Below are 26,615 nucleotides of genomic sequence, written 5' to 3'. Positions count from 1 at the left end.
CGTTAACCTTAACCTGATTAACCTTAATGCGAATTAAGGTTAACGCCGGACAAGATAACGCCGGAGAGGGTTGAACCAGAGATCGTAGCAAGCAGGGGAGGCAAACGAGTTCAGACCCCGATATGCGGCCCCATGCAGGCCAGCGGGCCGTCGGAGGTCCAGGCTTCATAGAGCTCTGTGCCGCTTTCGCCCTGAAACACGGCCTTGAGCTTGTCGCTCTCGATGAAAAACTGCCAGCATTGCGGGGCGAAGCCGTCTTCATAAACGAAACAGATGTTCTGATCCTCTTCGTACCAGATGCCTTCCTTGCAGGTGTCCTGATCGAAGGCCCAACGCACCCGTTTGCCCGGCAGGTATTCTTCGGCCCCATAGGGTTGACCGTCCTCGGCGAAGGTCAGAGTCTTGCCCGTGGCATAGGCGTCAAACTCCGCGCCGCTCAGGGGATCGGCTGTCAGAGGGGCGGCACAGAGGCACAGGGGGAGGATCAGGCGAGTCATCATATGATAACCATGCCATATCGGCGCGTTTCGTACCATTCACGTTCTTAACAAATGGTTAAGCCTCTCCCCCCTGCCGGAGACGCGTCACACGCGGGTCCATCACCTTGCGCCACAAGGGCGGGATCAACGCCAGCGTCGCCATGGCCGGGAGCGAGCGCGGCAGTTGCGGCATCTCCTCGGTCAGGTCAAGCGCAGGGTAGGGCTTCATCGGATGGGCGTGATGGTCGGAATGGCGCGGCGCATTCAGCATCAAGAACGAGGTGAACCATTGCGGGCTGTTCCAGCTGTGAGCATCGCCGACCGGCTCATATGTCCCCGCCGAAATCTCGCGCCGACGGAGGCCATAATGCTGGACGTAATCCGACAGCATGAGCTGGGCGGAGGCATAGCCCGCGAGCAGCATGTATTTGAAAACGCCGGTCATTCCGCCGATGACAAAGGCCAGACCCAGACAGACGAGCGCCCCCCCGACATAGAGCGCATAGGGGTGCAGATCGCTCGATCCTCCCCGCGCACGCATCGCGTTTTCCTCACGCAGACCGGCCCTGAAAGATCCGATCCAGGCGCGCGGCAGAAAGCGATAATAGCTCATGCCCAGAGGCGCGGAATTGGGGTCCTCGGGCGAGGCGGCATAGCGATGATGGACCCGCACATGGGCGGTGGCGTGATGGCCGAACAGGAGCGTGATATAGACCCAAGTGCCAAGGCGGCGCAGCGTCCTGTCGGAGCGATGGATCATTTCATGGGCATTGGAATTCGACACCTGTCCGAAGAACAAGCCCATGCCGAAGAAGATGAACACCCTTTCCCAAAATGCGAATTGCCCGTTTGACAAGGCCCAGACCGCCAGCGGTAAAAGCGCGAAATGCGACAGGGCCAGAACGGTCGAGAGCGCATTGGCATCGGGGAATTCCGCCTCTGGATTGTCCGGTTCCGTGGCCAGCGCGACGAGTTGATCCATCGAATAGGCGAGCGCCGTCATGTAGAGAAACCCGGCGACGGCCCAAAGCCCGCCGAACAGCGCGCCAAGCGCCAGAAGGGCCACGGGGGCAAGCGTTGTGACGGCAAAAAAACGAACGATATGCGTGGTTTTCTGCATTCTGGCGGCTCCTGTCGAGTTAAGGTGACTATAGAGCGGGGATTTTTGCGCTGCAAAAGCGAAAACCGCTGAAGGGAGGGTTCGATGGAGATGTGGCTTTGGGGTGTCGCGGCGATTGGAGCTGTGGCGTACCTTCCGCTGACGGCGCAACCGCCCGCGCTTTGGCGCAGCGGGATCAAGACCGTGCCGGTGGCCCTGCTTGCGGTGGGCGCAGGGCTGTCGCATGCGCCCCTGTTGCTGATCGCGGGGCTGGCGCTCTCGGCCTTTGGCGATTGGGCGCTGTCGCGGCCCGGTGAGCGGGCGTTTCTCATGGGGTTGATCGGCTTCGCGTTTGGACATCTTTGTTATCTCTGGCTTTTTGCCGGTCGGGTGGAGCATCTCGGGCTCTGGACCGTGCTACCCTTTGCCGTGCTGGCGCTGTCGACGGAGCTTTGGCTTGTGCCTTTCACCGGCGCACTCAAAGGGCCCGTGCGGATATACGTGTTGCTGATCTGCGCCATGGCGGTGGCGGCGGTGAACCTGCCGGTTCCATTGCGCTTCGCCAGTCTCGGCGCGGTGGCTTTCGTGATGTCCGACCTGATCCTTGCGATTCAGATGTTTCGGCTTGGCAAATCGGGGCGGCTGAGCAGATGGGCCGGATATGGGCTTTGGCTGCTGTATGTTGCAGCACAGGCGCTGATCCTTGGCGCCTTTGTCCTGTGAGCGTGCGCTGGGGGCTTTCTTCTTGGGCTGAGACTGATTAAGTGACGACAGGAACGGAGGCCCTATGTCGCTATTTTCGAAACTCAAATCCCGTCTGATGAAATCTTCGTCGAAGATCGACGAGGGGCTGGAAGCCATTGTCGAGGATGGCGGCGAGGAAAGCGGTGTCGAGGAGGCTTTTGTCGACACTGCGGTTGAAGTTGCAGTTGAGACGCCAGAGCCGGAACCCACGCCAATCCCTGAGCCGGAACCGGAGATTGTCCCGGAGCCTGTTCCTGAAATTGAGCCAGAGGTCGTTCCTGAGATCACGCCCACGCCGCGCCCGGACGAGGTGCCCTCGGATGTGCCGCAAGAGCTGCCGGTTGCGCCAGAGCCCTATCTTGCGCCTGCGCCCATTGAAATGCCGGTTGAAACTCCGGTGGAAACTCGGGTCGAGATGCCGCAGGACATCCCTGTTGAGAATGTGATCGAAGCGCCCGCAGAGGCGATGAAATCCGGCTTTCTCGGCCGTCTTCTGGGCCGCAAGGAACAAAAGACCGTCACGCGCCGGGTGCTCGATGACGACATGCTGGAGCAACTCGAAGAGCTGTTGATCACCGCCGATATGGGGGTCGAGACCTCCATGCGCGTGACCGCCGCCATGGCCGAGGGGCGCTATGGTAAGAAGCTGTCGGTCGAAGAAATCAAACGGTTGATGGCGCGCGAAGTGGCGCGGATCATGGAGCCGGTGGCGAAACCCATGCCGCTCTATCAGAAAACGCCGCAGGTGGTGCTGGTCGTGGGCGTGAACGGCTCCGGCAAGACCACCACCATCGGCAAACTCGCGTCGCAATTCAAAGCGGCGGGCAAATCCGTTGTGATCGCGGCGGGCGATACGTTCCGCGCCGCAGCCGTCGAGCAATTGCAGGTCTGGGGCGAACGCGCCGGTGTGCCGGTATTGACCGCGCCCGAGGGATCGGACCCGGCGAGCCTCGCCTTTGATGCGATGACCAAGGCGCAGGAAAGCGGCGCCGATCTGTTGATGATCGACACGGCGGGACGGTTGCAGAACCGGCAGGATCTTATGGAGGAACTGGCCAAGATCGTCCGCGTGATCCGCAAGAAAGACGAAACCGCGCCGCACAACACTCTGCTTGTGCTCGACGCCACAACAGGGCAGAACGCGCTTTCGCAGGTCGAGACCTTCCAGAAGCTCGCGGATGTTTCCGGCCTTGTGATGACGAAACTCGACGGGACCGCGCGCGGTGGCGTTCTGGTGAGCCTGGCCGATAAATTCGGCCTGCCGATCCATGCGATCGGGGTGGGCGAACAGATTGACGATCTTGCGCCGTTCGATCCCGAGGAATTTGCCGCGGCCCTGATGGGTCTGGAGGTTTGATGCTCGAAATTCTGCACGCAATCGGCCCGAACAGCTGGGTGTCGGGCGGCGATCCCGTGGCCCGTCGCGAGGCCATGCAGGAGTTGTTCTTCGATTATCCGGTCTGCCCGGAGGAAACCGACGAGGACTGGCCCGAGGATCGCGAGCTTTATTCCGAGATGGTCGTGGTCGATGGGGCGCGTCTGGTCGGAACCGCGATGCTCGTTGTCGATCCGGAGCGCGAAGATCGCCCGGCGCGCATTTGGGGCATGGGCGTTTTGCCGGAATATCGCACCGATTTCGTGGTGCGCACGCTCGAAGAGGCGCTGATCAACGCGGGCTATCTCGATCCGGCCTATGCGTTTATCGAGGCCACGGATGGCATGCTTGTGCCCAATCCCTATTCCGATATGCCGGGGCTGATGCGCGGCGACGGCCCGCGCGCCGCCTGAATTTCGGGCAGCCCGTCCGGGGGCCGCGCACCGGGGCGGGGCGATCCGTTGCCAAAGCGGGCTGAGAGGTTAAGCTCCGGGGAAACATCTCAGGGAGTCGTTCATGAAAATCCTTTCCGCTCTGGCGCTTGCCGCCGTTACCGTCGCCGCACCGTTTGCCGCCGCCTTTGCCGCCGATCTGCCCGATCTGGGTGGGCGCGAGATCGTTGTTGTGACGGAAAACGCCTATCCACCGCTGCAATTTATGGATGGCTCGGGCGCGGCTGTGGGCTGGGAATACGATGCGATGGCGGAGATCGCCAAGCGGCTGAACGCCACTCTGGACTATGAAAACATCTCCTGGGACGCGATGATCCCGGCGGTGTCCGAAGGTCAGTACGACATGGGCATGACCGGTATCACCATCCGCGAAGATCGCGCCGAAATGGTGGATTTCTCAGATGCTTACATGCGTTCCGAAATGGTCATGCTGGTGCGGGGCGACGAAACTCGGTTCACCGATGCCGCCTCTTTTGCCGCCGATCCGGACCTGTTGTTTGCCGCCCAGCCCGGCACCACGCCGTTTTACGTCGGCGTCTATGATGTGCTCGATGGTGACGAAGCCAACCCGCGCGTGAAGCTGTTCGAGACCTTCGGCGCCTGTGTGCAGGCGCTGCGTGCGGGCGATGTCGATCTGGTGCTGACCGACGGCACGGCGGGCAATGGCTATGTCGCGGCCTCGGACGGTGCGCTCAAGATCGTTGGCGAGAAACTCGGCACCGAGGATTTCGGCTTCATCTTCCCGAAAGGCTCCGATCTGGTCGCCCCGATCAACGCCGCGATTGCGGCGATGAAGGACGACGGCACGATCGACGCGCTCAATACCAAATGGTTCCTCGACTACAAGATGGGTGAATAAGGCTTGCGACCTGCGAAGACCCGAATGCGCAAACCGGCGGACGGGTCGAAAGACTTTCCCTGGTGGCTTGTGGCGCTGATCCTCTTGGGCGGTTACCTGTTGTATCGGGTGATCGCCGATGATCTCTACGCCAAGGTGTTGACAACATTGTCGAAAGGCATCTGGGTGACGGTCTTCGTTACGCTTGTGGCCTTTGCTTTGGCAACCGTTTTGGGGCTGTTTCTGGCCACCGCCTCGCTGTCGCGTTTTATCGTTTTGCGCCAGATCGCGCGGTTTTACACCGAGGTGGTGCGCGGCGTGCCGATCTTGGTTTTGTTGCTCTATGTGGCCTTTGTGATTGCGCCGATGGTGGTCACGCTGATCAATTCCGTGACCGTGCCGTTGGGCTTCGATCCGCTCCGGACGCGGGATTTTTCCCTGATGTGGCGGGCGATCATTGCGCTGACCCTCGGCTATTCCGCCTTCATCGCCGAGGTGTTTCGCGCCGGGCTTTTGTCCGTCGACAAGGGCCAGATCGAGGCCGCCGAGGCGCTTGGTCTCAACGGCTGGCTCAGGTTTCGCCTGATCGTCTTCCCGCAGGCGCTGCGCACGGTTCTGCCGCCATTGGGCAATGATTTCATCGCCATGATCAAGGACAGCTCGCTCGTGTCCGTTCTGGGCGTGACCGACATCACCCAACTGGGCAAGGTGACCTCTGCGGGCAATTTCCGCTATTTCGAAACCTATAACGTGGTCGCGCTTTTGTATCTGATGATGACCATTTCGCTGTCTCTGGCGCTCCGGCGACTGGAGCGACACCTGCGCGACCGGTCCTCCTGAGCGATGCGCAGGTTGCTGTGCAGTTTCACGCTCTGGACTTGTCACGGGACGGGGGATAGCAGGGGGACATGAGCGATTTCATCCTGTCCCTTGAAGGCACCGAAACGGGCCACCATGCGGCGCTGATTCTGGCGCTGATGGCGGCGTTCCTGCATGCGCTGTTTGGTGCGTTGCAAAAGGGCAAGCATGACCCGTGGTTGTCGCGCGGTGCGATGGATTTTTTCTATTGCATCATGGCGGCGCCCTTTGCGCTCTTCGTCGTGCCATGGCCGGAACCGCATATGTGGATCATCTTCGCGGGCATGTTCCTGATCCATATGGGCTACAAGATCGCGCAGGGCTACACCTATACCAAGGGCGCCTATACGGTCGTTTACCCGGTGGTGCGGGGCTCCGGGCCGCTTTTTGCGGTGATCGGGGCGGGGTTCGTGTTCGGTGAACATTTCACGCTGATCCAATGGCTCGGCGTTCTGGTGCTGCTCTCCGGGATTTTCGGGCTGGCGCTCTACAACCTGCGCACCATCACGGTCGGTCGCGAAACCATGGTGCCCGCCCTGATGCTGGCCGTGCTGACCGGCGCGTTCGTTGCGCTTTACACCACCTATGACGCCTATGGTATTCGCGCCACCGCCGATCCGTTCACCTTCCTCGCGTGGTTCTTCTTCCTCGACGGGCTGGTGATGCCGGTTGTGGCGTTTCTGCGCTACAAGAATATGGAATACAAACCCGACCTTGCCCCCTTGGCGATCAAGGGGTTCTTCGGCGGGATCGTGGCCTATTTCTCCTTCGGCTGTATCATGCTCGCCACCAGGCTCGACAACGTGGGCGAGGCCGCCGTGCTGCGGGAAACCTCGACCGTCTTTGCCGCCCTGATCGGCTGGATCGTGCTGGGCGAAAAGGTGGGGCCGAGAAGATTGTCCCTCATGGCCTTGATTGCGCTCGGCGCGGTCATAGTTGAGATGGGTGGCTAAGGGGAAACGCATGTCCGAGCATTCTGAAAAACAGATGAAACCCTGGATCAAACCGGCGCTGGAAATGGGGCCGATTCTTGCGTTTTTCGCGGGCTATATCGCGCTGCGGGATCATACGTTTATGATCGGGGGCGCAGAGTATTCCGGGTTTATCGTCATGACGGCGGTGTTCATCCCGCTTCTGGCGCTCTCGACGCTGGCGCTGTGGAAGCTCACCGGCAAGCTGTCGGCGATGCAGGTCATGACGCTGGTGCTGGTCGTGGTGTTCGGCGGGCTGACCATCTGGCTCAATGACGAGCGCTTCTTCAAGATGAAGCCGACGATGATTTATATCATGTTCGGGGCCATTCTGGGCCTCGGCCTGTTGCGCTCGAAAAGCTATCTCTCGCTGGTTCTGGGCGAGGTCATGCCCTTGGATGCCGAGGGGTGGCGCAAGCTCGAATTTCGCATGATGCTGTTCTTCTTTGGGCTGGCCGTCGCGAACGAGGCGATCTGGCGCACGATGACCACGGACAGCTGGGTCAAGTTCAAGACCTTCGGCCTGCCCATCGCCATGCTTGCGTTTTTCATGAGCCAGTCAGGGCTTATGGCACGGTATTCGACCGAAGAGAAAGCCGCCGACAAGGATGCGGCGGAATAGGTCTCAGCTTCCGGTCAGCGTATAGGGCAGGTAAGCCACCGCCAGCGCCGCCTTGCCGGTGAGGCTCAGCCCGTCGATCAGAATATCCTGTCCGGGCGCACCGGACACGATGCGCTCGACCAGTTCCCCCGAAGAAATCATCGCCAGAAGCGCAGGCGAGCGCATCAGGGCCATATGGCCAAGCGGATCGCCCATCGGGGCATGGGAGGTGTCGATCACCAGCACGCCAAGGCTGCGCAGTTCTTCGATGTTCTCGGCCTCGCCGACCCGTGGATGTCCACCGGTCAGCACGGCGGAAATCTTGAGCGCCCGGTCCCGGCGCGAGGCGAAGACCACAAGATCGACATCATAGGGGCGCAGGTCCTGCATTTGACGGCGGAACAGATCGACGTCGATGTCGGGCTGCACCAGGGCCACGCCGATCAGGCGGGACAATGTCCTGCGGTCGCCTTGCAGGGCCAGCCGTTTGAGCGCCTCCATGGCCAGTAGCCCGCCCATGGAATGCGCGAGCAGCATGACATTCTCGGCGCGACTGCGGCTCAGCAGGCGCAGGGTTTCGGCCAGTGCTGTGCGGGCATAGAGCACGGAATCGCGGTCGTAGGCATAGCGCGACAGTCGCCCGGCGGAGGGCCATGAGAACAACACCATGGGCTGGTCGAGCGCGAAATCTGTGGCGATCTGTGCCGCGCGGAACACCGCGCCGGGATAGGAGACGTTGTAGCCATGTACGAAGAGCACGACATTGCGCTCGCCTCGGGGCAGGGCGTCGAGCCGGGTATTGAGACGGTCTAGAAACGCGCGCTCCGCATCGAAATGCGTGCTTTCGGTGACGAAGAACTCGCGCTTGGGATCGAGCCGGGTTTTCGGGAAGGAAAACTCACCCGGTTTACGCTCCTCCGGGACGGAAATCCCATAATCGCAATAGAACATCTTGTCAGATCGCAGACTGTCGAACTCGAGGCCTTGCGTGGCGGAGATCTGTCGGTTGATCACCACCAAAAGCTCCCGCTTCCGGGCAACGGGGATTTCGGCAAGATCCGGCGGGATAATCATTTTCGGGACGGAACACCCGCTCAAAGCGAGCGCGCTCATGCCCAGAACCATCTCCCGCCGGGTTAAAATCACTTTTGGGTCCCTTGGCCAAACAGCACCTTCTGCGCATCCTTGTCCTGGGCGGCATCCGTGCGCTTTTCCGCAGCCAGAGCGCGACCACGCTGTACGGCGGGGCGCGAGGCGATGCGCGCGATCCAGCGTTTCAGATGCGGTTTGTCGTCGAGCGTCTGTTCCTGCTTTTCCCACAAAGAGGCCCAAGGCCAGATCGCCATATCGGCAATGGAATAGAAATCGCCCGCGACGAATTCCTCCTCCGCCAGCCGCCGGTCGAGCACGCCGTAAAGCCGGGCAACCTCGCTCCGGTAACGGTTTTTCGCATAGGGCAGGTCGTTCGGTGGCTCCATATTGGGCGCGTAACTCAGGAAGTGATGCGCCTGACCGGCCATCGGGCCAAGCCCGCCCATCTGCCACATCAGCCATTGATCGACCACGGTGCGGTCGCGTTCGCCGCCGCCATAGAACTTGTCATGCTTGCGCGCGAGATACTGGAGAATCGCCCCGCTTTCGAAAATCGAGATCGGTCGCCCGCCGGGGCCTTCGGGATCGACAATTACGGGCATGCGGTTGTTCGGCGCAATTTTGAGGAATTCGGGGTCGAATTGCTCGCCTTTGCCGATATTCACGAGTTTCACCTCATAGGGCAGGTCCATCTCTTCGAGCGCGATAGAGATTTTCCAGCCGTTCGGCGTTGGCCAGTAGTAAAGCGTGATGGGGGTTTCGATCATCTGTCAGGGCCCGTGCAGTCATCCGGATGTTTGATGCGCGTCAGGATGACGCTTTGCGCGAAAAGGACAAGGGCGAAGCGACAGATTCTTGCGCACGCCATCGTGATCGGGGCGGGGCCGAGGATGTGAGCGGCTGTAATGTTTCCTGCAACAGTGCAAGCGGCAGGCGTTCCGGCACACGCAGAGCCACACGGTAGAGATCGAACAGCCCCTCGCGCAGATAGGGCGACCAATGGCACACGCGACGGTCGGGGGCGGGAACCGCATAGCCTAGCCGGGCGAGCGTCGCCCGTGCCTGCGCCTTGTCGATCGCCAGATCGCACCAATTGCGGCGCAGCTCGCCAAGCCCGGCGCCGAGCGTACGCGACGCCCCGTGATCGGGACGCAGGGCCATCTCGACCATCAGGTCGTAGATCCGGTTCTCCCGTGAGGTGACGTTGAGAATCTCCACGGTGCGCCCGGCCTCGCTCTCAAGCGCATGCAGCGCAGTGGATCGGAACTCCGCCCCGGCCAGGAGGATCGCGCGCTGCACCGTGTCCTCAGGCAGGCGGGGCAGGGCGGAGAGGATCACCCGCGCGCCGAGCGAATGGCCGATGAGTTGCACGGGGCGGTCCATTTTCCAGATCAGCCGGGCCAAGGCCTCCCCTGTCTGCCGTGCCATGTCGTAAGCCTGCCAGATCGTGCCGCGCGCTTCCCAGCCGAGCGCGATGCAGAGGCCCTCCTGCGCCGTCCCGGTGCCAAAGCCAAGCGCGCGCGGCCAGCTTAGCACCTTGCGCGAGTTGAGGCCGGGATCGAGAGCGAGGATATGATCGTGCGGGTCATGCGCCGCGATCTGTGGCGAGAACTTGTAGCCATGGATACAGATCACCACCGGCGCGCCTTTAGGTGTGGCGTCGAGCGCTTGGCGAAGCCGCACACGGGTCTCGGGCGGCAAAAAGGGACCTTCGGCGTTGATCTTCAAAAGGGGCATGGGACCCGCCTCTGATGGCTTTGCTCGCGCGCGAAGATGCGCGGGGAGTGTCACGATGCTGCGACAGGGCGGTGAATCTTTATTAACGGGGGCGGGCGCTGTTGACAGAATGTCGCAGGGTTTGTACCCCACGCCCCATGTGGCGATTTGTTCTCCGGATTGCGGGCCACGTTAAAAACACCGCTAAAGAGGTCAGGACGAGACACCGGGTTGGTCAGAACCCGCCGTGCCCAGCCCTTGATCGAATGGGGATTAGGAATGGCGAAAGGGATCACAATGACCCAAAAAAACTGGAAAACCCGTACCAAACTTATTCACGATGGCATCCGCCGCTCACATTATGGCGAGGTTTCCGAGGCGCTGTTTCTGACGCAGGGCTTTGTCTACGAGACCGCCGAAGAGGCGGAAGCACGTTTTGTCTCTCCCGGCGACGACGAATTTATCTACGCTCGTTACGGCAATCCGACGACCCGGATGTTCGAGGACCGGATGGCCTCGATCGAGGGCTGCGAGGACGCGTTTGCGACCGCCTCCGGCATGGCCGCCGTCGCGGGCGCTTTGATGTCGATCCTCAAGGCGGGCGATCATTTGGTGTCCTCGAAGGCGCTGTTTGGCTCTTGCCTCTATATCGTCACCGAAGTGCTGCCGAAATTCGGCGTCGAGACCACGCTGGTCGATGGCAAGAACCTCGACGAATGGAAGGCGGCGATCCGGCCCGACACCAAGGCGGTGTTCTGCGAGAGCATTTCGAACCCGACGCTTGAGGTGATCGACCTCAAGGCCGTGTCCGAACTGGCTCATGCCGTCGGTGCGCTGGTGGTGGTGGACAACGCCATGTGTACGCCGATTTTTTCCTACGCCAAGGAAGCGGGCGCGGATCTGATTATCTATTCCACGACCAAACATGTGGACGGGCAGGGGCGGTGTCTGGGCGGCATCATCGCGGGCGACAAAGACCTGATCCGTGGCCCGGTCGAGATGTATATCAAGCATACCGGCGGGGCGATTTCGCCCTTCAATGCCTGGATTCAGCTCAAATCCCTCGACACGCTCGATCTGCGTGTGCGGCAACAGGCGGCGACGGCGATGAAGCTCTGCGAGGCGCTCGACGGGCATCCTGCCTTGGCCTCCGTCCGCTACCCGTCCTACAAATCGCACCCGCAATACGAGCTGGCAAAATCGCAATCCGAAGCGGCTGGGACCGTGATCACCGTCGATCTCAAGGGTGGCAAGGAGGCGGCGTTCAAATTCCTCAACGCTTTGGAAGTCTTCACGCTTTCGAACAATTTCGCCGATGCCAAATCCATCGCGACCCACCCCTGCACCACCACGCATAAAAACGTGCCGGTGGAGAAACGCCCGGAGCTTGGGCTGACGGACGGGCTTGTGCGGCTGTCGATGGGGCTTGAGGATACGGACGACATCGTTGCGGACATCCTGAACGCGCTCAAGGCGGTTTAACCCAGAGGCAAATCTCCTTCGTATTGGTAAATCTCTGAGAACCTCCTATATGAGGGCCAACGGAAGGGGTTTGCGCATGAACATACAGACGAGCGATCTCGACAAGAACGACAGGGCCGCCGCTGAGGCGGCTTTGGCGACATTGCGTGACTGGGCGGTCAAGGCGACGCCGACCGAGGTGGCGGAGCTTGATCCGGCCATTGCGCGGCTTTTGCCCGAAGCCGATGATTTTGCAAATTATCCAGCGTTGCGGCGGGCTTACCCGGAAGATTTCGAGGTGTCCGAGGCCTATAAAGAAGGCCTTCCGGACCTGCAAAACGGTCCGGAAAGTCTGATCAAAGGCGCAAAACGGCAGATCCAGCATGTCGGTATCTCGAATTTTCGCCTGCCGATCCGCTTCAAAACCCGCGACAGTTTGAACGGTGGGGGCGATCTGACGCTTGAAACCTCCGTCACCGGCACCGTGAGCCTTGAGGCGGAGAAGAAGGGCATCAACATGTCCCGGATCATGCGCTCGTTTTACAAACACGCGGAGCGGAGCTTTTCCTTTGACGTGATCGAAGCGGCGCTCAGGGATTACCAAAGCGATCTCGACAGTTTCGATGCCCGCATTCAGATGCGCTTTTCCTTTCCGGTGAAACGACAATCCCTGCGCTCCGGTCTTGCGGGCTATCAGTATTACGACATCGCGCTGGAGTTGGTGGAGCAGGGCGGAAAAATGACAGAAATCATGCATCTGGACTATGTTTATAGCTCCACTTGCCCCTGTTCTCTTGAACTTTCCGAACATGCCCGCCGTACGCGGCATCAGCTTGCAACCCCGCATTCGCAGCGCTCCGTGGCGCGGATTTCGGTCGAGGTGAAGAACCAGCCGGACACGCTCTGGTTCGAGGATTTGATCGACCTGTGCCGCAAAGCGATCCCGACGGAGACACAGGTGATGGTGAAGCGCGAGGACGAACAGGCCTTTGCCGAACTGAACGCGGCCAACCCGATTTTCGTTGAGGATGCGGCGCGGCTGTTCTCTGAAGCGCTGGAGAACGACCGGCGGATCGGGGACTTTCGGATCGTCGCGAGCCATCAGGAAAGTCTGCACTCCCATGATGCGGTGTCGGTGCTGACAGAGGGCGAAACCTTTGCCGCGCAGAGCCTCGATCCGAAGCTGTTTTCGACGCTGTTCCACGTCGGTTAAAACTGACGGCTAAAGCTGTCGGATAAGCGTCGGACTTTTGTCGGACTTCCGTCGGGCAGGATCTGACCGCTGGACGTGGCGCTTGACCTCAGGGTAAGTGGGGGCATGGTTTTCGCACTGCTGCGTCCTCTCCTGCTTCTCGCGCTGTTGCTCGGGATCGTGGGGCCGAGATCTTCGGCCCTGCTGGCGGAGCTTGGCCTCATCCGCACACAGGTCATCGTGATCTGTACCGGCGACGGGCTTCAGACCATTACGCTCGATGCGGATGGCAATCCGATCGAGCATAAAGATGCCAAGTCACAGCCCTGTCCGCTGGCCAATATGGCGCCGGTGGTGACGGGGATGGAACTGGCCGATCCCTATCTTGCGGCGCAGGATCTGGCGGATTACCCGAAGCCCGACGAGGTGCCGGGCCGTGCTGCGCCCTATGTCCAGCGGTTTCCGCGTGCGCCGCCGGTCTCGATGATCCTTTCCTGACCTCTACCAGAGACATCATCAAAACAATTCCGACCTGAGCCGGGCCGCACCATGCTGTGCTGCGCGCCCGTCAGGCCATGAAAGGACGTGAGACCATGGTCGCACTCGATCAATCACCTGCGCCGCAAGAGACGCAGGACACGGCAGGCAATGCCGCCAAATTCTATCGCGCCGCGTGGCGCTGGCATTTCTATGCCGGACTTTATGTCATCCCGTTTCTCATCATGCTGGCCCTCACCGGGCTTGGCATCATGTGGAGTTCCGTCATTGAGGGGCGTGACGGGGAATATATTTATATCACCGCCGCAGAAGGCAGCGCAGAGATAACCGCGCCAGAGAGCACTGTGCCGGTGTCGATGCAGGCCGAGGCGGCGTTGGCGGCTGTGCCGGGGGGGAACCTTCTCGAATATATCGCGCCGGTGAAGGGTGACACGGTGGCGCTGTTCCGCATCGACACCGATCACGGTCAGATCATGGCGGCGGTGAACCCGTTCACGGCGGAGGTGGTCGAAACCTTTCCGCGCCGCGAAGGGTGGTATCAGTTTTTCGAAAATATTCATGGCGAGCTGATGATCGGCACGCTGGGCGACCGGCTGATCGAGATCGCGGCCTCTTTGGGGATCATTCTCATCGTCACCGGGGTTTATCTCTGGTGGCGGCGGGGCGGTGGGCTCCGCACCGCTCTGATCCCGAATTTGAAGGCCCGTGGTCGGGCGCTTTGGAAAACGCTGCATGCCACTGTCGGGATCTGGATGTCGGTGTTTCTGACCTTTTTCCTGCTCTCCGGTCTGGCATGGTCCGGCATCTGGGGGGACCGTCTGACTCAGGCGTGGTCCACGTTCCCGGCGGAGAAATGGGGCGCGCCGCTGTCCGACAAGACCCATGGCGATCTGAACCCCGGTTACAAGTTGATGCCATGGGCCTTGGAGCAGACGCCGCTTCCGGCGTCGGGGTCCCTGGCGGGGGCTGACGGGATCGCCGAAGGGCTTCCGGTGACGTTCGACACGGTGGACGCCTATGCGCGGGCGCTGGGGTTCGACCATCGCTATCGCCTGGCCTTCCCGCAGTCGGATACAGGCGTTTGGACGATGACGCGTGACTCGATGAGCCTCGATAGCACGGACCCGCTGTCGGATCGGACGCTGCATCTCGACCAATACAGCGGCAAGATTCTCGCCGATGTGCAGTTCGCGGAGTATTCCGTGCCGGGCAAGGCGATGGCCGTGGGCATGGCGCTTCACATGGGGACCGCTGGCTGGTGGTCGATTGTGTTCAACACGGTCTACTGCCTGTTGGTTGTCTTTCTCTGTGTCTCGGGGGCGGTGATGTGGTGGAAACGCCGTCCCGCGGGCAGCCTGCGCATCGCGCCGCCGCCAATGCCGCAAAACATGCCGCTCTGGAAGGGGGCTGTGGCGCTTGGGTTGCTACTGTGTTTTGCCTTTCCGATGGCGGGGCTGACGCTTTTGGCGGTGTTGTTGCTCGATTGGCTGGTGGTCAGCCGGGTGCCGGTTTTGAAACGAGCGCTTTTGTAAGGCGATCTTGCGCATGGCCGGTGTGGGATGCCCCGGCCATGCGCGGCTTTTCTGCGCTTGACTTGCCCGTCGTGCGCGGCCAAGCCTTGGCCCCATGACGGATTTGAGGCCAGTCGGATATGTGATCGGAACGCTCGTCGGCCTCCTCGGGCTGACGATGGCGATTCCCATGGCGGTGGACCTTTTGACGGGGTCGGGCGAATGGCATGTGTTCTTTCGCGCGGGCGTCATCACTTTCGTGGTCGGCGCGGCTTTGGCGCTTGCCACCCAGAACGGTCAGCAACAGGGCCTGTCGATCCGGCAGATGTTTCTTTTGACCACGCTGATCTGGCTGATCCTGCCGCTGTTCGGGGGGCTTCCCTTCATTCTGGGCGCGACCGAGGCCAATCTGACCGATGCGTTTTTCGAGGCGATGTCGGGGGTGACCACCACCGGAGCCACGGTGTTCACGGGGCTCGACGATCTGCCCGCGGGCATTCTTTTGTGGCGTTCGATGCTGCAATGGTTCGGCGGTGTCGGGATCATCGTCGTGGCGATGGTGTTTCTGCCGGAACTCAAGGTGGGCGGCATGCAGGTGTTTCGCACCGAGGCCTTTGACACGGATGGCAAGGTTCTGCCGCGCGCGGGTGAGATCGCGGCGCGCATCTCGGTGATCTATATCGCCCTGACGGTGGCCTGTTTCCTTGCCTATCTCCTTGTGGGCATGAACATTTTCGATGCGTTGAACCATGCGCTCACGACCTTGTCCACGGGCGGGTTTTCGACACGGGACGCGTCTTTCGGGGCGTTCCAAGGCCCTGCGGAATATGTCTCTTCCGTCTTCATGATCCTCGCCTCACTGCCCTTTGTGCGCTATGTGCAGCTTCTGGCCGGGACCGCGCGGCCGATGTGGCGGGACACGCAGATCCATGCCTATCTGATCATCATTTTCGGGCTGGCGATTGTCTTTTCCATCTATCGGCTGATCGTGAATCAGGACCATTTCGAACATTCCTTTCGCGAAGGCCTGTTCAATGTCACCTCGATCATTTCGGGCACGGGGTTTGCCTCGACGGATTATCAGCTCTGGGGCGCGTTTCCGGCGGTGGCGTTTTTCTTCATCGGTCTGATCGGCGGCTGCGCGGGGTCGACCGCCTGTTCGGTCAAGATTTTTCGCTATCAGCTTTTGTGGGCCTCGATGCGGGCGCAAATCCGCAAGATCCACAGCCCCAACGGTGTCTTTACGCCCCGCTACCAAGGGCATCCGGTGACCGAAGACGTGCTGTCCTCCGTCATGGCGTTCTTTTCGTTCTTCATCGTGACGCTGGGTGTGACTTCGGTGCTTCTGGCGGCGACCGGGCTCGATTTCATCACCGCGATCTCGGGGGCTGCGACGGCTCTAGCCTGTGTCGGGCCGGGGTTGGGGGACATCATCGGCCCGGCGGGCAATTTCGCGACGCTCAACGATCCGGCGAAATGGATCCTGGCCATCGCCATGCTGATCGGGCGGCTCGAGGTCATGTCGGTTTTCGCTCTTTTCACCATCCGGTTCTGGCGGGCATAATCCGTTCAACCGCGCGTTGAAAGGGATGGCCATGGGGGACGACAGTGATCCGCATGTGATGAGCTTCTACCGGGTGCGGCAGGCGCTGGGCGTGATCGCCTTGTTTCTGCCGGCCGTGCTGATCGTCGGAGGCATGGGGCTCGAACATGCTTTGCGCGACAGCGTGTCGAATTTCTTCTTCTCGCCTCTGCGCGAGGTGTTCACCGGATCGCTCGCCGCCATTGGCGTGTTCCTGATCACCTACAAGGGCTATCCGCGCCGCTCGGACGAGACCTTCTCCGATCAGGTGCTGGCCTCGGTTGCGGGGATTTCCGCATTGCTCGTGGCCTTCTTCCCATCGCTGGCCGATTGCATCCCGCCGGAGGGCATGGCGCAATGTACGCCGCCGGAGGAAACGGTGACACAAAAGCTGATCGGCGTCGGCGGGTCCTCCTGGGTGCATAACATCGCAGCGCTGGTGTTTTTCCTCTGCCTCGTCGTGTTTTGCCTCGTGCAATTCCCCAAGACCGAAAGCCGTGTGCGTCCCTATATCTACAAGGCCTGCGGCTATGGCATTCTCGTGGCTCTGGCGGGGATCGCCGGGGCTTTTGCCATGGCGCGCTGGGGCGGGGCGGAGGCGTTTGTCGCGGCACACAATCTGGTGTTCTGGGGCGAGGCCGTGGGGATCTGGATCTTTGCGCTCGCTTGGCTGACCAAGGGCAAGGCGGATCAGGCGGCTTTGGCGCTTCTGCGGCGCGCGGTCGCCCAGAAAAAATAAAGCCCCGCGGAACGGGGCTTTATCAGGATTGTTTGAAAGGCTCAGTTCCAGCAGCTTACCAGAACCGTGAGGTCCCGCCCGATGCGCACCAGATCTGCGTCGGAGGTGGCGCTGTCGGAGGCCGAGACGGTGACGCCATGGCCCGACAGGAAGCCCGCGATCTTTTCCATGTCATAGGCAAAGGCGACATCCTCGGGCAGGCTGCGGGCCTGGGCCTCGGGGATGGCGTCTTTGGCCGCGAGCATGCCGATCACAGCCCCGGAGGAGTTCAAAAGCGGCCCACCGGCCTCGCCCGGAAGCGTGGTCATCGCCAGACGCAAAAGGTCGTCTTCGCCCGACAGGCCCTTGTGCTCGGCCAAGAGGCCATAATTGAGCGTCGGCGCATCGAGACGACCGGCATAGGCATAGCCCGACACGGAGACCTCGGACTGAAGACGCGGCAACTGGCTGTCGAATTTGGCGACGCTCAGGGGGGCAAGGGCTTCGACCGGGGTCAAAAGCGCCATGCCGTCCTCGGTCGCGGTGACCGTGGCCTCATAGCCGTCGTCGATGGTGATCTTGGCGCAGGAGGCCACGAGATCGGCGGAGGTGAGAACCGCGCCTTTGTCATCGACGTAGAAGCCGGAGCCTGCCTTTTCGGGGCGGCGAATGTCGAGCCCGGCCAGAAGGTCGATGTCCTGCGCCGCCCCTTCGCCATACGCGTCGGGGAGCACGCCGTCGAGCGTCGCAAAGGTCGATTGCATCGCGTCGAGGGCCATCTGATGGCGGGTTTCGTCATCCGTGGTTTTGGGCGTCGGCCAGATCAGGGTCCAGCCCTTCACCGCGCCGTTCACCAGACGCGCCTCTGTGTGGGAGGTGATGTTTGAATTCGTGCCGGTCAGCGAAAAGGATTTGCTGTCGCGGGTGCGGGGGCCGTCCATCGGCACAATCTCAAGCGTCTGCATGATTTCGTAAAGCCCGCCCAAGGTGGCCTCGTCGCCGGTTTGCGAGATCAGCATGACCTGAACGCCGGAGCCGTCCTTGGATTTGTATTTCGCGAAGGGCGGCGCGTAGGCATCGAACTCCACAAGCCCCAGCGGCAGGGAGACCGTCACCCCCGCCACCTCATCGGCCACGGGCGCCATGCCGAGGCTGTCGATCACCGCCTGATAGGCCCCGAGCGCTTCGGCACGTTGCTGCGTGGTCAGCACGCCGGTGATGTCATAGCCCTTGAGCGCCTGCCAGTCGGACATGGCGCGGCGGGTGCCGGGGCCAAAGGCGCCGTCGATCCCGGAACTGTAAACGCCCGCGAATTTCAGCGCGGTCTGAAGCGCCTCGCGATCCGCCTGCGTGAGCGCGCGCTCGGAGGCGCGGGCTTCGGCGGGGGTCTCATCGGGGAGAACGGACGGAATGTCCTCGACCGGCATCGCGGCCTCGGTCTCAGCCGGTGCGGCAGCCTCCGGCGCAATCGCGGCGGGGAGCGTCGACACCGTTGCGCCCACGGGCCAGAACGGCTGGCGATACTGGGTGCCGTCGGTCAGGTAGCTGTCGCCGGGGATCATGCCCTGCGCGCGAAGTGTCAGGCGGGCGGCTTCGGCTTCGGCCTCGGTCGCGTAGGGACCGAGCGCGATGGCGTTCCAGCGCCCCGGAAGCTCAAAGCCCACCACATTCGGCAGGCGACCGGCATAGCCGCGCGCGGCCTCGGTGGCCTCGGTCAGGGAGGGTTGCGCTTCGATCTGAATCCATTGTTCGGCATGGAGCGCGGTGGAAAGCAGCAACGTTGCAGCGAGCCCCAGCGGGGCAACGGCGAGAGACCTTTTCATGAAAACCCTTTACATGTCCTGCAGGCCATTCGGCCCTTATATTGTGGCTTAAGAAAACAGGTTTGACGGTGAGGTCAACATGCTGTGGGGGGACAAGGGGGCAAATGGCGGGCATGTGATGTAAAACTGCCGGGAAATCGGCATCGAGAGCCCTGCGCGGCCCGCCTTGTCATTGACGCCCCCGCCGGGCCTCGCTAGGGATGTGCCCGCGTTTGACCATCAGAATTGGCGAAAGACCCCATGTCCCAGTCCCCCTCCGAGAATGTCGAAAAACCGCGCTCGTTTCAGGAGATCATCCTGCGGCTCCAGAGCTATTGGGCGTCGCGAGGTTGCGCGATTTTGCAACCCTATGACATGGAAGTGGGCGCGGGGACCTTTCACCCGGCCACGACGCTGCGCTCTTTGGGGTCGACCGCATGGGCTGCGGCCTATGTTCAGCCGTCCCGCCGTCCGACCGACGGGCGCTATGGCGAGAACCCGAACCGTTTGCAGCATTACTATCAGTATCAGGTGCTGATCAAACCGTCGCCGCCGGATTTGCAGGACCTCTATCTCGGGTCCTTGAAAGCCATCGGCATCGACACCGATCTGCATGACATCCGTTTCGTGGAAGACGACTGGGAAAGCCCGACGCTGGGCGCCTGGGGGCTTGGCTGGGAAGTGTGGTGCGATGGCATGGAAGTGTCGCAGTTCACCTATTTCCAACAGGTCGGCGGCCATGATTGCAAACCGGTTTCGGGCGAGCTGACCTATGGGCTTGAGCGTCTGGCGATGTACGTTCTCGGCATCGACCATGTGATGAACATGCCGTTCAACGATCCGCAATCGCCGATCCCGCTGACCTATGGCGATGTGTTCAAGCAGACCGAGGAAGAATATTCCCGGCACAATTTCGATGCCGCCAACACCGAGATGCTCCTGAAGCATTTCGAAGAGGCGGAGGCCGAGTGCCATGCGCTTTTGGCCAACCCTGCTGAAGACCCGAAAACCGGCAAGCGCATCATCATGGTCCATCCGGCCTATGATCAGTGCATCAAGGCCTCGCATCTCTTTAACTTGCTCGATGCGCGGGGCGTGATCTCCGTCACCGAACGCCAGGCCTATATCGGGCGGGTGCGCGCGCTGGCCAAGGCCTGTGCCGATGCGTTTGTGCAAACGACGGCGGGCGGTTGGACCCCCGAGGTCGAGACCGCATGAATGGCAAGCTGATCGCAGGGTTTATCGTGGTGCTCGCACTCGTGTTCGGAGCGGGCCTGTATTACACGCAGGTCTATGCCTATTACGACCGGCTGGAAGCTTCGGCTCCCGCCGCCGCGATCCATGCGACCAGTTTTGCGGGATTGTCCGAGGACATCCTCGCCGAGAATTTCGAGGGCATCGACGCGGACACCTCGCCGCTCAAGTTCAGGGCCTGTTTCACCACCCCGCTTTCCGTGGCGATGATGACCGAGACGTTTCGGCCCTACGACCGCCCGTCGCCGCTGATCGCGCCCTCGTGGTTTTCGTGTTTCGACGCGAAACGCATCGGGGCCGATCTCGAGGCGGGGCGTGCCGTCGCCTTTATGGGCGAAGAGAATATCACCTATGGCTTCGACCGTGTGATTGCCGTCTACCCGGACGGTCACGGCTATGCCTGGACCCAAGCTAACCGTTGCGGGGAGGCCGTGTTCGACGGCAAACCCGCGCCTGCGGGCTGTCCGCCCGCCCCTGAAGGAAACTGACCCATGGCTGACTTGCTGATCGAGCTTTTCTCCGAAGAAATCCCGGCCCGGATGCAGAAACGTGCGTCCGAGGACCTGAAATCTCTGGTGACGAACGGTCTTGTCGAGGCCGGTTTGACCTATGCCTCGGCGGGCGCGTTTGCGACACCGCGCCGTCTGGCCCTGTCGATTGAGGGGCTTCTGGACGCCTCTCCGACCACGGTCGAGGAGCGCAAAGGTCCGCGCGCCGACGCGCCCGAGAAAGCGCTCGAAGGCTTCCTGCGCGGGGCCGGGGTGACGAAAGACGACCTTGAGATTCGCGACGAGAAAAAGGGTCAGGTCTATTTCGCCAAGATCACCCGCCCTGGCCGTCCGGCCGCCGAGATCGTGGCCGAGGTGCTTGAGGCCACGGTGCGCAATTTCCCTTGGCCGAAATCCATGCGCTGGGGGGCGGGGAGCCTGAAATGGGTGCGTCCGCTGCATTCCATTGTCTGCCTGATGAGCCGGGAAGACGGCGCCGAAGTGGTGCCGCTCGACATCGACGGGATCGTGTCCGGCAACACCGTCTGGGGGCATCGTTTCATGTCCGCAGGCAGCTTCAAGGTGACGTCTTTCGACGATTACGCCGCCAAGCTGAAACAGAATTTTGTCGTGCTCGATCCGCAAGAGCGCGCCGATCATATTTGGCACGACGCCACCAACCAAGCCTTTGCGCAGGGGCTGGAGGTCGTTGACGACAAAGGGCTTTTGTCAGAGGTTGCCGGTCTGGTCGAATGGCCTGTCGTGCTGATGGGCGAGATTGGCGAGGACTTCCTCGGCTTGCCGCCGGAGGTTTTGCAGACCTCTATGAAAGAGCACCAGAAATTCTTCTCCGTGAAAAACCCGAAAACGGGCCGGATCGAGAAATTCGTCACCGTGGCGAACCGCGAGACCGCCGACAATGGCGCGACGATTTTGGCCGGGAACCAAAAGGTGCTGTCCGCGCGTCTGTCGGATGCGAAATTCTTCTGGGAAAACGATGTGCGCACGGTCGAGCGCGAAGGCATGGAAGCCATGTCCGCGCCCTTGGCCCATGTGACCTTCCACAACAAGCTCGGCTCGCAAGGCGCGCGCATCGCACGCATCGCCGCTTTGGCGTCTGACATCGCACCCATCGTCGGGGCCGACGCCGGGGAGGCCGCAACGGCCGCGAAAGTCGCCAAGGCCGACCTGTCCTCCGAGATGGTCTATGAATTTCCGGAACTGCAAGGGATCATGGGGCGCTATTATGCCAAGATCGCCGGTCTGTCCGACGCCGTGGCAGACGCATGCCGCGATCACTATTCGCCGCTGGGCCCCTCCGACGATGTGCCGACCGATCCGGTTTCGGTTTCTGTCGCACTGGCCGACAAGCTCGACACTTTGACAGGCTTCTGGGCCATCGACGAGAAGCCCACCGGTTCGAAAGACCCGTTCGCGCTGCGTCGTGCGGCGCTTGGGGTGATCCGGTTGTTGATCACCAATGATGTGCGCATGAGCCTCGATCGCTTTATCGACGCCCAGCTTCTGGCACATAAAATCGCTGCGGCGGATGAGAATGACGGCATCATCGACACGCTGAAGGAAATCCTCGACGAGATTGCTGAGCATGGCGTCTTCGGGGCCGCTTTCGATGCAATTTCCGACAAGCTTTCCGAGGGTCAGAAAGACGCGGTCAAGGCCGTCGCGGGAACCGTGCCGGACACGTCCGACGACCTTCTCTCCTTCTTCCACGACCGTCTCAAGGTCTTCCTCAAAGACGAGGGCATTCGCCACGACGTGATCGACGCCTGTTTGGCGATGCCGGGCAATGATGACATCACGCTGCTGGTCAAACGCGCCCGTGCGTTGCAGGCGATGCTCGACACCGAAAATGGCACCAACCTGATCCAAGGCTTCAAACGCGCCAACAATATTCTGACGCAGGCCGAGGAGAAGGACGGGGTTGAATACAGCTTTGGCCCGGATGTGAAATTTGCCGAAACGGATGAGGAGAAGGCGCTGTTCGCCGCTTTGGACGCCGCCTCGGCGGCGATCAAACCGGCCATGCAGGCCGAAGATTTCACCGCAGCGATGTCCGCCATGGCCGATATGCGGCCTGCTGTGGATGCGTTCTTCGAGGCGGTGCAGATCAACACCGACAATGAGATCGTGCGGCGCAACCGTCTCAATCTTTTGGGCCGCATCCGCGAAATTTGCCTGTCGGTCGCCGATCTGACGCGGATCGAGAGCTGATCTTCCCGAGGGGCTGGCCCGTTGTCGTGTTAACCTTACGGCAACGGTTTCTCGCCAATTCTGAGGGCCGTTAAGGTTAACGGTTGCGCTCACGTCCCGATGCGGCGTAGCGTGCCGTCAAAGGGAGGTGCCGCAGTGCAGCAAGAGAGCGACATCCTCGGGTTCACCCGCATTCGCCGCGTCGCTCCGATCGCGGTCAATACCCATGGCGGGCGGGCGAAATGCCTGCAACGTCTCATCCGCCTCGACCTTCCCGTGCCGGAAACCGTCGCCCTGTCCTTCGATGCGGTGCATCGTTTGGCGGAGGGGCAAGCCTTTGATATGAAGTCGCTTTTGCGCGTGTTTGGCGATGCGCCCTTGTTGTCCGTGCGGCCCTCGTCTGAGGACCCCGACTGGGGTGGCCCCGGGGCGATCCTCAATATCGGTCTGAATGACGCCCGGCATGCGGAGCTTACGGTGAGCCACGGGGCGGAGGCGGCAGATGCGCTGTATCTTCGGTTTGTGCAGGCGTTTGCCGTACATGTCGAACGTCTCGACCCGGAACTTTTCGAATTCGACACATCGGTTCCGGTGCACGAGGCGCTGAAATCGGCGCTCGCGGCGCATGAGGACGAAACCGGCGATCCGTTTCCGCAAGACCCGGCGCACCAACTCGGTCAGGTGCTGCGCTCCATGGCGCGCGCCTGGGAGGGGACGACTGCGCGGCTTTTGCGTCAGGCGAAAGGCGCGCCTGCCGATGCCGGGCTCGGTCTGATCGTGCAGAGCATGGCGCTTGGCCTTGGACCGGGGGAGAGCGGTGCGGGCGTGGTGCAACTTGTCGACGAGCAGACCGGCGCCCCCGTGATCAAAGGCCGTTATCTGCGTCAGGCACAGGGCCGTGCGGCGCTCAATAAGGGCGCCAGCGGCGTGTTGTACCTGTCCAAGGATGAGCGCGGCGTTTCTCTTGAGAAAGAACAGCCCGCGTTGTTCGCCAAACTCGTGGACATGACCCGTCTGTGCCGGGTGCGGCTGCGCGAGGAGATGCAGGTCGAGTTCACCATTTCCGAGGGCAAACTCTTTATCCTCGATGCGGTGCGCGTGCCGCGGTCGTCGCGGGCCGCTTTGCGCATTGCCGTGCAACTGGCCGAAGACGGGATCATTCCGCGCGAGGAGGCGATCCTGCGGATTCCCGCGCGCTCGCTCACCGAATTGCTGCACCAGCAGGTCGACCCCACGGACAGCCGCGATGTGTTGGCCAAGGGCATTGCCGCTTCGCCGGGGGGGGCGGTCGGGCGGATCGTGTTCAATTCCACCGTCGCGCAGAGCTATGAGTCCCGCGGCGAGCCCTGTATCCTCGTGCGGCGCGAAACCACGCCGGAGGACATTCGCGGCATGCATTCCTCGGTCGGGATTCTGACCGAGCGCGGCGGTGTGACCTCGCACGCGGCGGTGATCGCGCGTGGCATCGGCATGCCTTGTGTCGTGGGGGCCTCGATCCGGATCAATTCCCGCGAACGGACGCTGACGCTCGAGGACGGGCGCAAGCTCGAAGAGGGCGATGTGATGACGCTCGACGGGTCTGCAGGCGAAGCGTTGATGGGGGCGGTGCGCCTTTTGCCGCCGGTGAAAGACCATTGGTATTTGACGCTGATGGAATGGGCCGATGCGATCCGCGACATCGGGGTGCGCGCCAATGCCGATACGCCTTCGGACGCCGCCGTCGCGCGCAATTTCAAGGCCCAGGGCATCGGGCTTTGCCGCACCGAGCATATGTTCTTCGAGGGGGATCGTCTGACCGTGATGCGGGAGATGATCTTTGCCGCGAAGCACGAGGATCGGGCCGAAGCGATCGCGCGGCTCCTGCCGATGCAACGATCTGACTTCATTGAGCTTTTTCGGATCATGGAAGGTCTTCCGGTCTGCATTCGCCTGTTCGATCCGCCGCTCCACGAGTTTCTGCCCTCCGACAGGGAAGGGGCCAAGGAGCTGGCCGAGGCGCTTGATCTGCCGCTCTCCGATGTGACCCGCCGGATCGAATGGCTGTCGGAATTCAACCCGATGCTGGGGATGCGGGGGGTCCGTCTGGGGATCACTTTCCCCGAGATTTACGAGATGCAGGCCCGCGCGATTTTCGAGGCGACGATCGAGGCCAGCAAACATGGCGCGCCCATCGTGCCGGAGATCATGATCCCGCTGGTCTCCGCCAAGCGCGAGGTGGAGCTCGTGAAGACCCAGATCGACGGGGTGGCCGCCGCTGTGCGCAACGAGACCGGGGCAGAGTTCACCTATCGTCTCGGGGTCATGGTCGAAACGCCACGCGCCGCGTTGCGGGCGGGTGACATCGCCCAGAACGCCGCCTTCCTGTCTTTTGGCACCAACGATCTGACGCAAATGGCCTACGGCTTGTCGCGTGACGATGCCGGACGCTTCATGAACGCCTATGTGCAACAGGGCGTGTTTCCCGAGGACCCCTTCCACACACTCGATTTCGAGGGTGTCGGCGAGCTGTTGAAAATCGGTGCGGAGCGGGGGCGCAAGGTGCGCCCGGAGTTGACCGTGGCGGTTTGCGGCGAACATGGCGGCAACCCCGAATCAATCGCTTTTTGCCGGGCAGCGGGCTTCGATTACGTCTCCTGTTCGCCCTTCCGGGTGCCCGTGGCACGCCTTGCTGCGGCGCAGCTTGTCGCCGCAGATGCAAAATGATCACAGTTTTTTGACAAGGCGCTGAAAATAAAGGCGAAGCCCCGCCTATTTTTGTCGAAGCGATGGCCGATTTTCGCCTTTGACTTGACGCTCTGGAAACCGCTCTGGACACCCCGGGGTAGACCTTTGAGCGTTTTCCCCCTATGTCCGCCCCTCGAAACCACCCGTGAGGCCCCGCTTTCGGGGCGCAATGGAGGGATAACCCTTATGAACTTCTCAGCTCGGCTCAAAGCGTTCGCGCTTCTGGCCTCGCTCGGTTTTTGCGCGCTGACTGGCGCGGCGCAGGCCGAAGTGACGGTGAGCCACTCGAACGATCCGAACCCTGTGCTCGGTATGGAACTGAACGCGCTTCTCGATCAGGAGCGTGACGGTCTTGAGACGGCGGGTACGGACGCGATCCAGCGGCTCCTGCAAAGTTTCAAGCCGAAATCCTCTGCCCCCGCGATCAGCTACACAGAGGCCTTCCTCGACAGCCGACCGGTCGCAACCGGGGACACCGAATGGCAATGTCTCTCCGAGGCGCTTTATTTCGAGGCGCGCGGTGAAAGCGTCAAAGGCCAGTTCGCCGTGGCCGAGGTGATCCTCAACCGCGTGTCCTCGCCGGCTTTTCCGAACTCGGTTTGCGGTGTGATCCATCAGGGCACCGGCAAGAAATACCAATGCCAGTTCACCTATACCTGTGACGGCTATTCCGATGTGATCCGCGAAAAAGCCGCCTATGAGCAGGTCGGCAAGATCGCCCGTCTGATGCTCGACGGCGCGCCGCGCACGCTCACTCAGGGCGCGACCCATTACCATACCCGCGCGGTGAACCCGCGTTGGGCGCGCAGCTTTGCCAAAACAGCGCAGATCGGTGTTCACATGTTCTATCGGATGCCGCAGGCGTAACGCATGAACTCACGGAATTGTTTCAGGCCTCGCCGGTAAAACGGCGGGGTTTTGCCGTTCGGCCCCCCGGTTCCGACATCGG

General features: G+C 61.6%; 24 protein-coding genes and 1 riboswitch. Of the genes, 18 read left to right on the top strand and 6 right to left on the bottom strand.

Going from position 1 to position 26,615, the window contains the following annotated elements; translation table 11 throughout:
* Nucleotides 1-110 precede the first annotated feature (110 nt).
* Nucleotides 111-500: a hypothetical protein gene (locus V1475_RS18255; protein WP_479413875.1), complete on the bottom strand. Its 390-nt coding sequence runs from the start codon at nt 498-500 to the stop codon at nt 111-113.
* 55 nt (nt 501-555) lie between these two features.
* Nucleotides 556-1,599 (bottom strand): alkane 1-monooxygenase, encoded by a 1,044-nt coding sequence (locus V1475_RS18250; protein WP_479413874.1) that lies wholly within the window; start codon nt 1,597-1,599, stop codon nt 556-558.
* Nucleotides 1,600-1,683: 84 nt separating this feature from the next.
* Between V1475_RS18250 and V1475_RS18245 the strand changes: the two genes are divergently transcribed.
* From V1475_RS18245 to V1475_RS18215, 7 genes are all read left to right on the top strand, one after another.
* Nucleotides 1,684-2,301: a lysoplasmalogenase family protein gene (locus V1475_RS18245; protein ID WP_479413873.1), complete on the top strand. Its 618-nt coding sequence runs from the start codon at nt 1,684-1,686 to the stop codon at nt 2,299-2,301.
* Nucleotides 2,302-2,365: 64 nt separating this feature from the next.
* Nucleotides 2,366-3,679, top strand: coding sequence for a signal recognition particle-docking protein FtsY (ftsY, locus tag V1475_RS18240; protein WP_479413872.1), 1,314 nt, complete (start codon nt 2,366-2,368; stop codon nt 3,677-3,679).
* Entirely contained in the window at nt 3,679-4,110 is a 432-nt protein-coding gene (locus V1475_RS18235; protein ID WP_434286422.1) for a GNAT family N-acetyltransferase, read from the top strand. Before ftsY ends, V1475_RS18235 begins: the two co-directional genes overlap by 1 nt.
* A 103-nt stretch (nt 4,111-4,213) precedes the next feature.
* Nucleotides 4,214-5,008 carry a transporter substrate-binding domain-containing protein gene (locus V1475_RS18230; protein WP_479413871.1) on the top strand — a complete coding sequence of 265 codons (795 nt, stop codon included), beginning with the start codon at nt 4,214-4,216 and terminating at the stop codon, nt 5,006-5,008.
* Between the two features lie 24 nt (nt 5,009-5,032).
* A complete protein-coding gene (locus V1475_RS18225) occupies nt 5,033-5,827 on the top strand; it encodes an amino acid ABC transporter permease (protein WP_479413870.1) in 795 nt (264 codons plus the stop codon).
* Nucleotides 5,828-5,895: 68 nt separating this feature from the next.
* Nucleotides 5,896-6,798: a DMT family transporter gene (locus tag V1475_RS18220; protein ID WP_434286425.1), complete on the top strand. Its 903-nt coding sequence runs from the start codon at nt 5,896-5,898 to the stop codon at nt 6,796-6,798.
* 10 nt (nt 6,799-6,808) lie between these two features.
* The gene (locus V1475_RS18215; protein WP_479413869.1) at nt 6,809-7,438 is read left to right on the top strand and encodes an inner membrane-spanning protein YciB; all 630 of its coding nucleotides are present in this window, start codon (nt 6,809-6,811) and stop codon (nt 7,436-7,438) included.
* Nucleotides 7,439-7,441: 3 nt separating this feature from the next.
* On the opposite strand, the gene V1475_RS18210 is transcribed toward V1475_RS18215, so the two are convergent.
* Genes V1475_RS18210 through V1475_RS18200 form a run of 3 tightly spaced genes read right to left on the bottom strand, consistent with a single transcriptional unit; the run spans nt 7,442 to nt 10,246 of the window.
* Nucleotides 7,442-8,530, bottom strand: coding sequence for an alpha/beta hydrolase (locus V1475_RS18210; RefSeq protein ID WP_479413868.1), 1,089 nt, complete (start codon nt 8,528-8,530; stop codon nt 7,442-7,444).
* Between the two features lie 29 nt (nt 8,531-8,559).
* Nucleotides 8,560-9,276, bottom strand: coding sequence for a glutathione S-transferase family protein (locus tag V1475_RS18205; RefSeq protein WP_479413867.1), 717 nt, complete (start codon nt 9,274-9,276; stop codon nt 8,560-8,562).
* Between the two features lie 40 nt (nt 9,277-9,316).
* Nucleotides 9,317-10,246 carry a DUF726 domain-containing protein gene (locus V1475_RS18200; RefSeq protein ID WP_479413866.1) on the bottom strand — a complete coding sequence of 310 codons (930 nt, stop codon included), beginning with the start codon at nt 10,244-10,246 and terminating at the stop codon, nt 9,317-9,319.
* Between the two features lie 129 nt (nt 10,247-10,375).
* Nucleotides 10,376-10,454, top strand: a riboswitch (SAM riboswitch).
* A 68-nt stretch (nt 10,455-10,522) separates the two neighbouring features.
* Here V1475_RS18200 and metZ point away from each other — a divergent pair.
* From metZ to V1475_RS18170, 6 genes are all read left to right on the top strand, one after another.
* A complete protein-coding gene (gene metZ / locus V1475_RS18195; RefSeq protein WP_479413865.1) occupies nt 10,523-11,707 on the top strand; it encodes an O-succinylhomoserine sulfhydrylase in 1,185 nt (394 codons plus the stop codon).
* A gap of 76 nt (nt 11,708-11,783) precedes the next feature.
* Nucleotides 11,784-12,899 (top strand): GTP cyclohydrolase FolE2, encoded by a 1,116-nt coding sequence (gene folE2, locus V1475_RS18190; protein WP_434286431.1) that lies wholly within the window; start codon nt 11,784-11,786, stop codon nt 12,897-12,899.
* Nucleotides 12,900-13,004: 105 nt separating this feature from the next.
* Nucleotides 13,005-13,376 carry a hypothetical protein gene (locus tag V1475_RS18185; RefSeq protein ID WP_479413864.1) on the top strand — a complete coding sequence of 124 codons (372 nt, stop codon included), beginning with the start codon at nt 13,005-13,007 and terminating at the stop codon, nt 13,374-13,376.
* Between the two features lie 95 nt (nt 13,377-13,471).
* Nucleotides 13,472-14,908 carry a PepSY-associated TM helix domain-containing protein gene (locus tag V1475_RS18180; RefSeq protein WP_479413863.1) on the top strand — a complete coding sequence of 479 codons (1,437 nt, stop codon included), beginning with the start codon at nt 13,472-13,474 and terminating at the stop codon, nt 14,906-14,908.
* A 94-nt stretch (nt 14,909-15,002) separates the two neighbouring features.
* Nucleotides 15,003-16,451, top strand: a complete 1,449-nt coding sequence (locus V1475_RS18175; protein ID WP_479413862.1) for a TrkH family potassium uptake protein — start codon at nt 15,003-15,005, stop codon at nt 16,449-16,451.
* 31 nt (nt 16,452-16,482) lie between these two features.
* Entirely contained in the window at nt 16,483-17,208 is a 726-nt protein-coding gene (locus tag V1475_RS18170; protein ID WP_479413861.1) for a hypothetical protein, read from the top strand.
* A 41-nt stretch (nt 17,209-17,249) separates the two neighbouring features.
* Here V1475_RS18170 and V1475_RS18165 read toward each other — a convergent pair whose 3' ends face one another.
* Entirely contained in the window at nt 17,250-19,010 is a 1,761-nt protein-coding gene (locus tag V1475_RS18165) for a serine protease (protein WP_479413860.1), read from the bottom strand.
* A 240-nt stretch (nt 19,011-19,250) separates the two neighbouring features.
* Between V1475_RS18165 and V1475_RS18160 the strand changes: the two genes are divergently transcribed.
* The 5 genes from V1475_RS18160 (at nt 19,251) to V1475_RS18140 (ending at nt 26,533) form a co-directional block, all read left to right on the top strand.
* Complete coding sequence (locus tag V1475_RS18160; protein ID WP_434286437.1) at nt 19,251-20,207, top strand: glycine--tRNA ligase subunit alpha; 957 nt, start codon at nt 19,251-19,253, stop codon at nt 20,205-20,207.
* Nucleotides 20,204-20,731 carry a DUF6446 family protein gene (locus V1475_RS18155; RefSeq protein ID WP_479413859.1) on the top strand — a complete coding sequence of 176 codons (528 nt, stop codon included), beginning with the start codon at nt 20,204-20,206 and terminating at the stop codon, nt 20,729-20,731. Before V1475_RS18160 ends, V1475_RS18155 begins: the two co-directional genes overlap by 4 nt.
* Nucleotides 20,732-20,734: 3 nt before the next feature.
* A complete protein-coding gene (gene glyS, locus V1475_RS18150; protein WP_479413858.1) occupies nt 20,735-22,963 on the top strand; it encodes a glycine--tRNA ligase subunit beta in 2,229 nt (742 codons plus the stop codon).
* Nucleotides 22,964-23,062: 99 nt separating this feature from the next.
* Complete coding sequence (locus V1475_RS18145; RefSeq protein ID WP_479413857.1) at nt 23,063-25,645, top strand: putative PEP-binding protein; 2,583 nt, start codon at nt 23,063-23,065, stop codon at nt 25,643-25,645.
* 207 nt (nt 25,646-25,852) lie between these two features.
* The gene (locus V1475_RS18140) at nt 25,853-26,533 is read left to right on the top strand and encodes a cell wall hydrolase (protein ID WP_434286441.1); all 681 of its coding nucleotides are present in this window, start codon (nt 25,853-25,855) and stop codon (nt 26,531-26,533) included.
* Nucleotides 26,534-26,615: the final 82 nt, after the last annotated feature.

The organism is Celeribacter sp. SCSIO 80838, from assembly GCF_056498065.1.
This window is presented reverse-complemented; position numbering and strand designations above follow the sequence as displayed.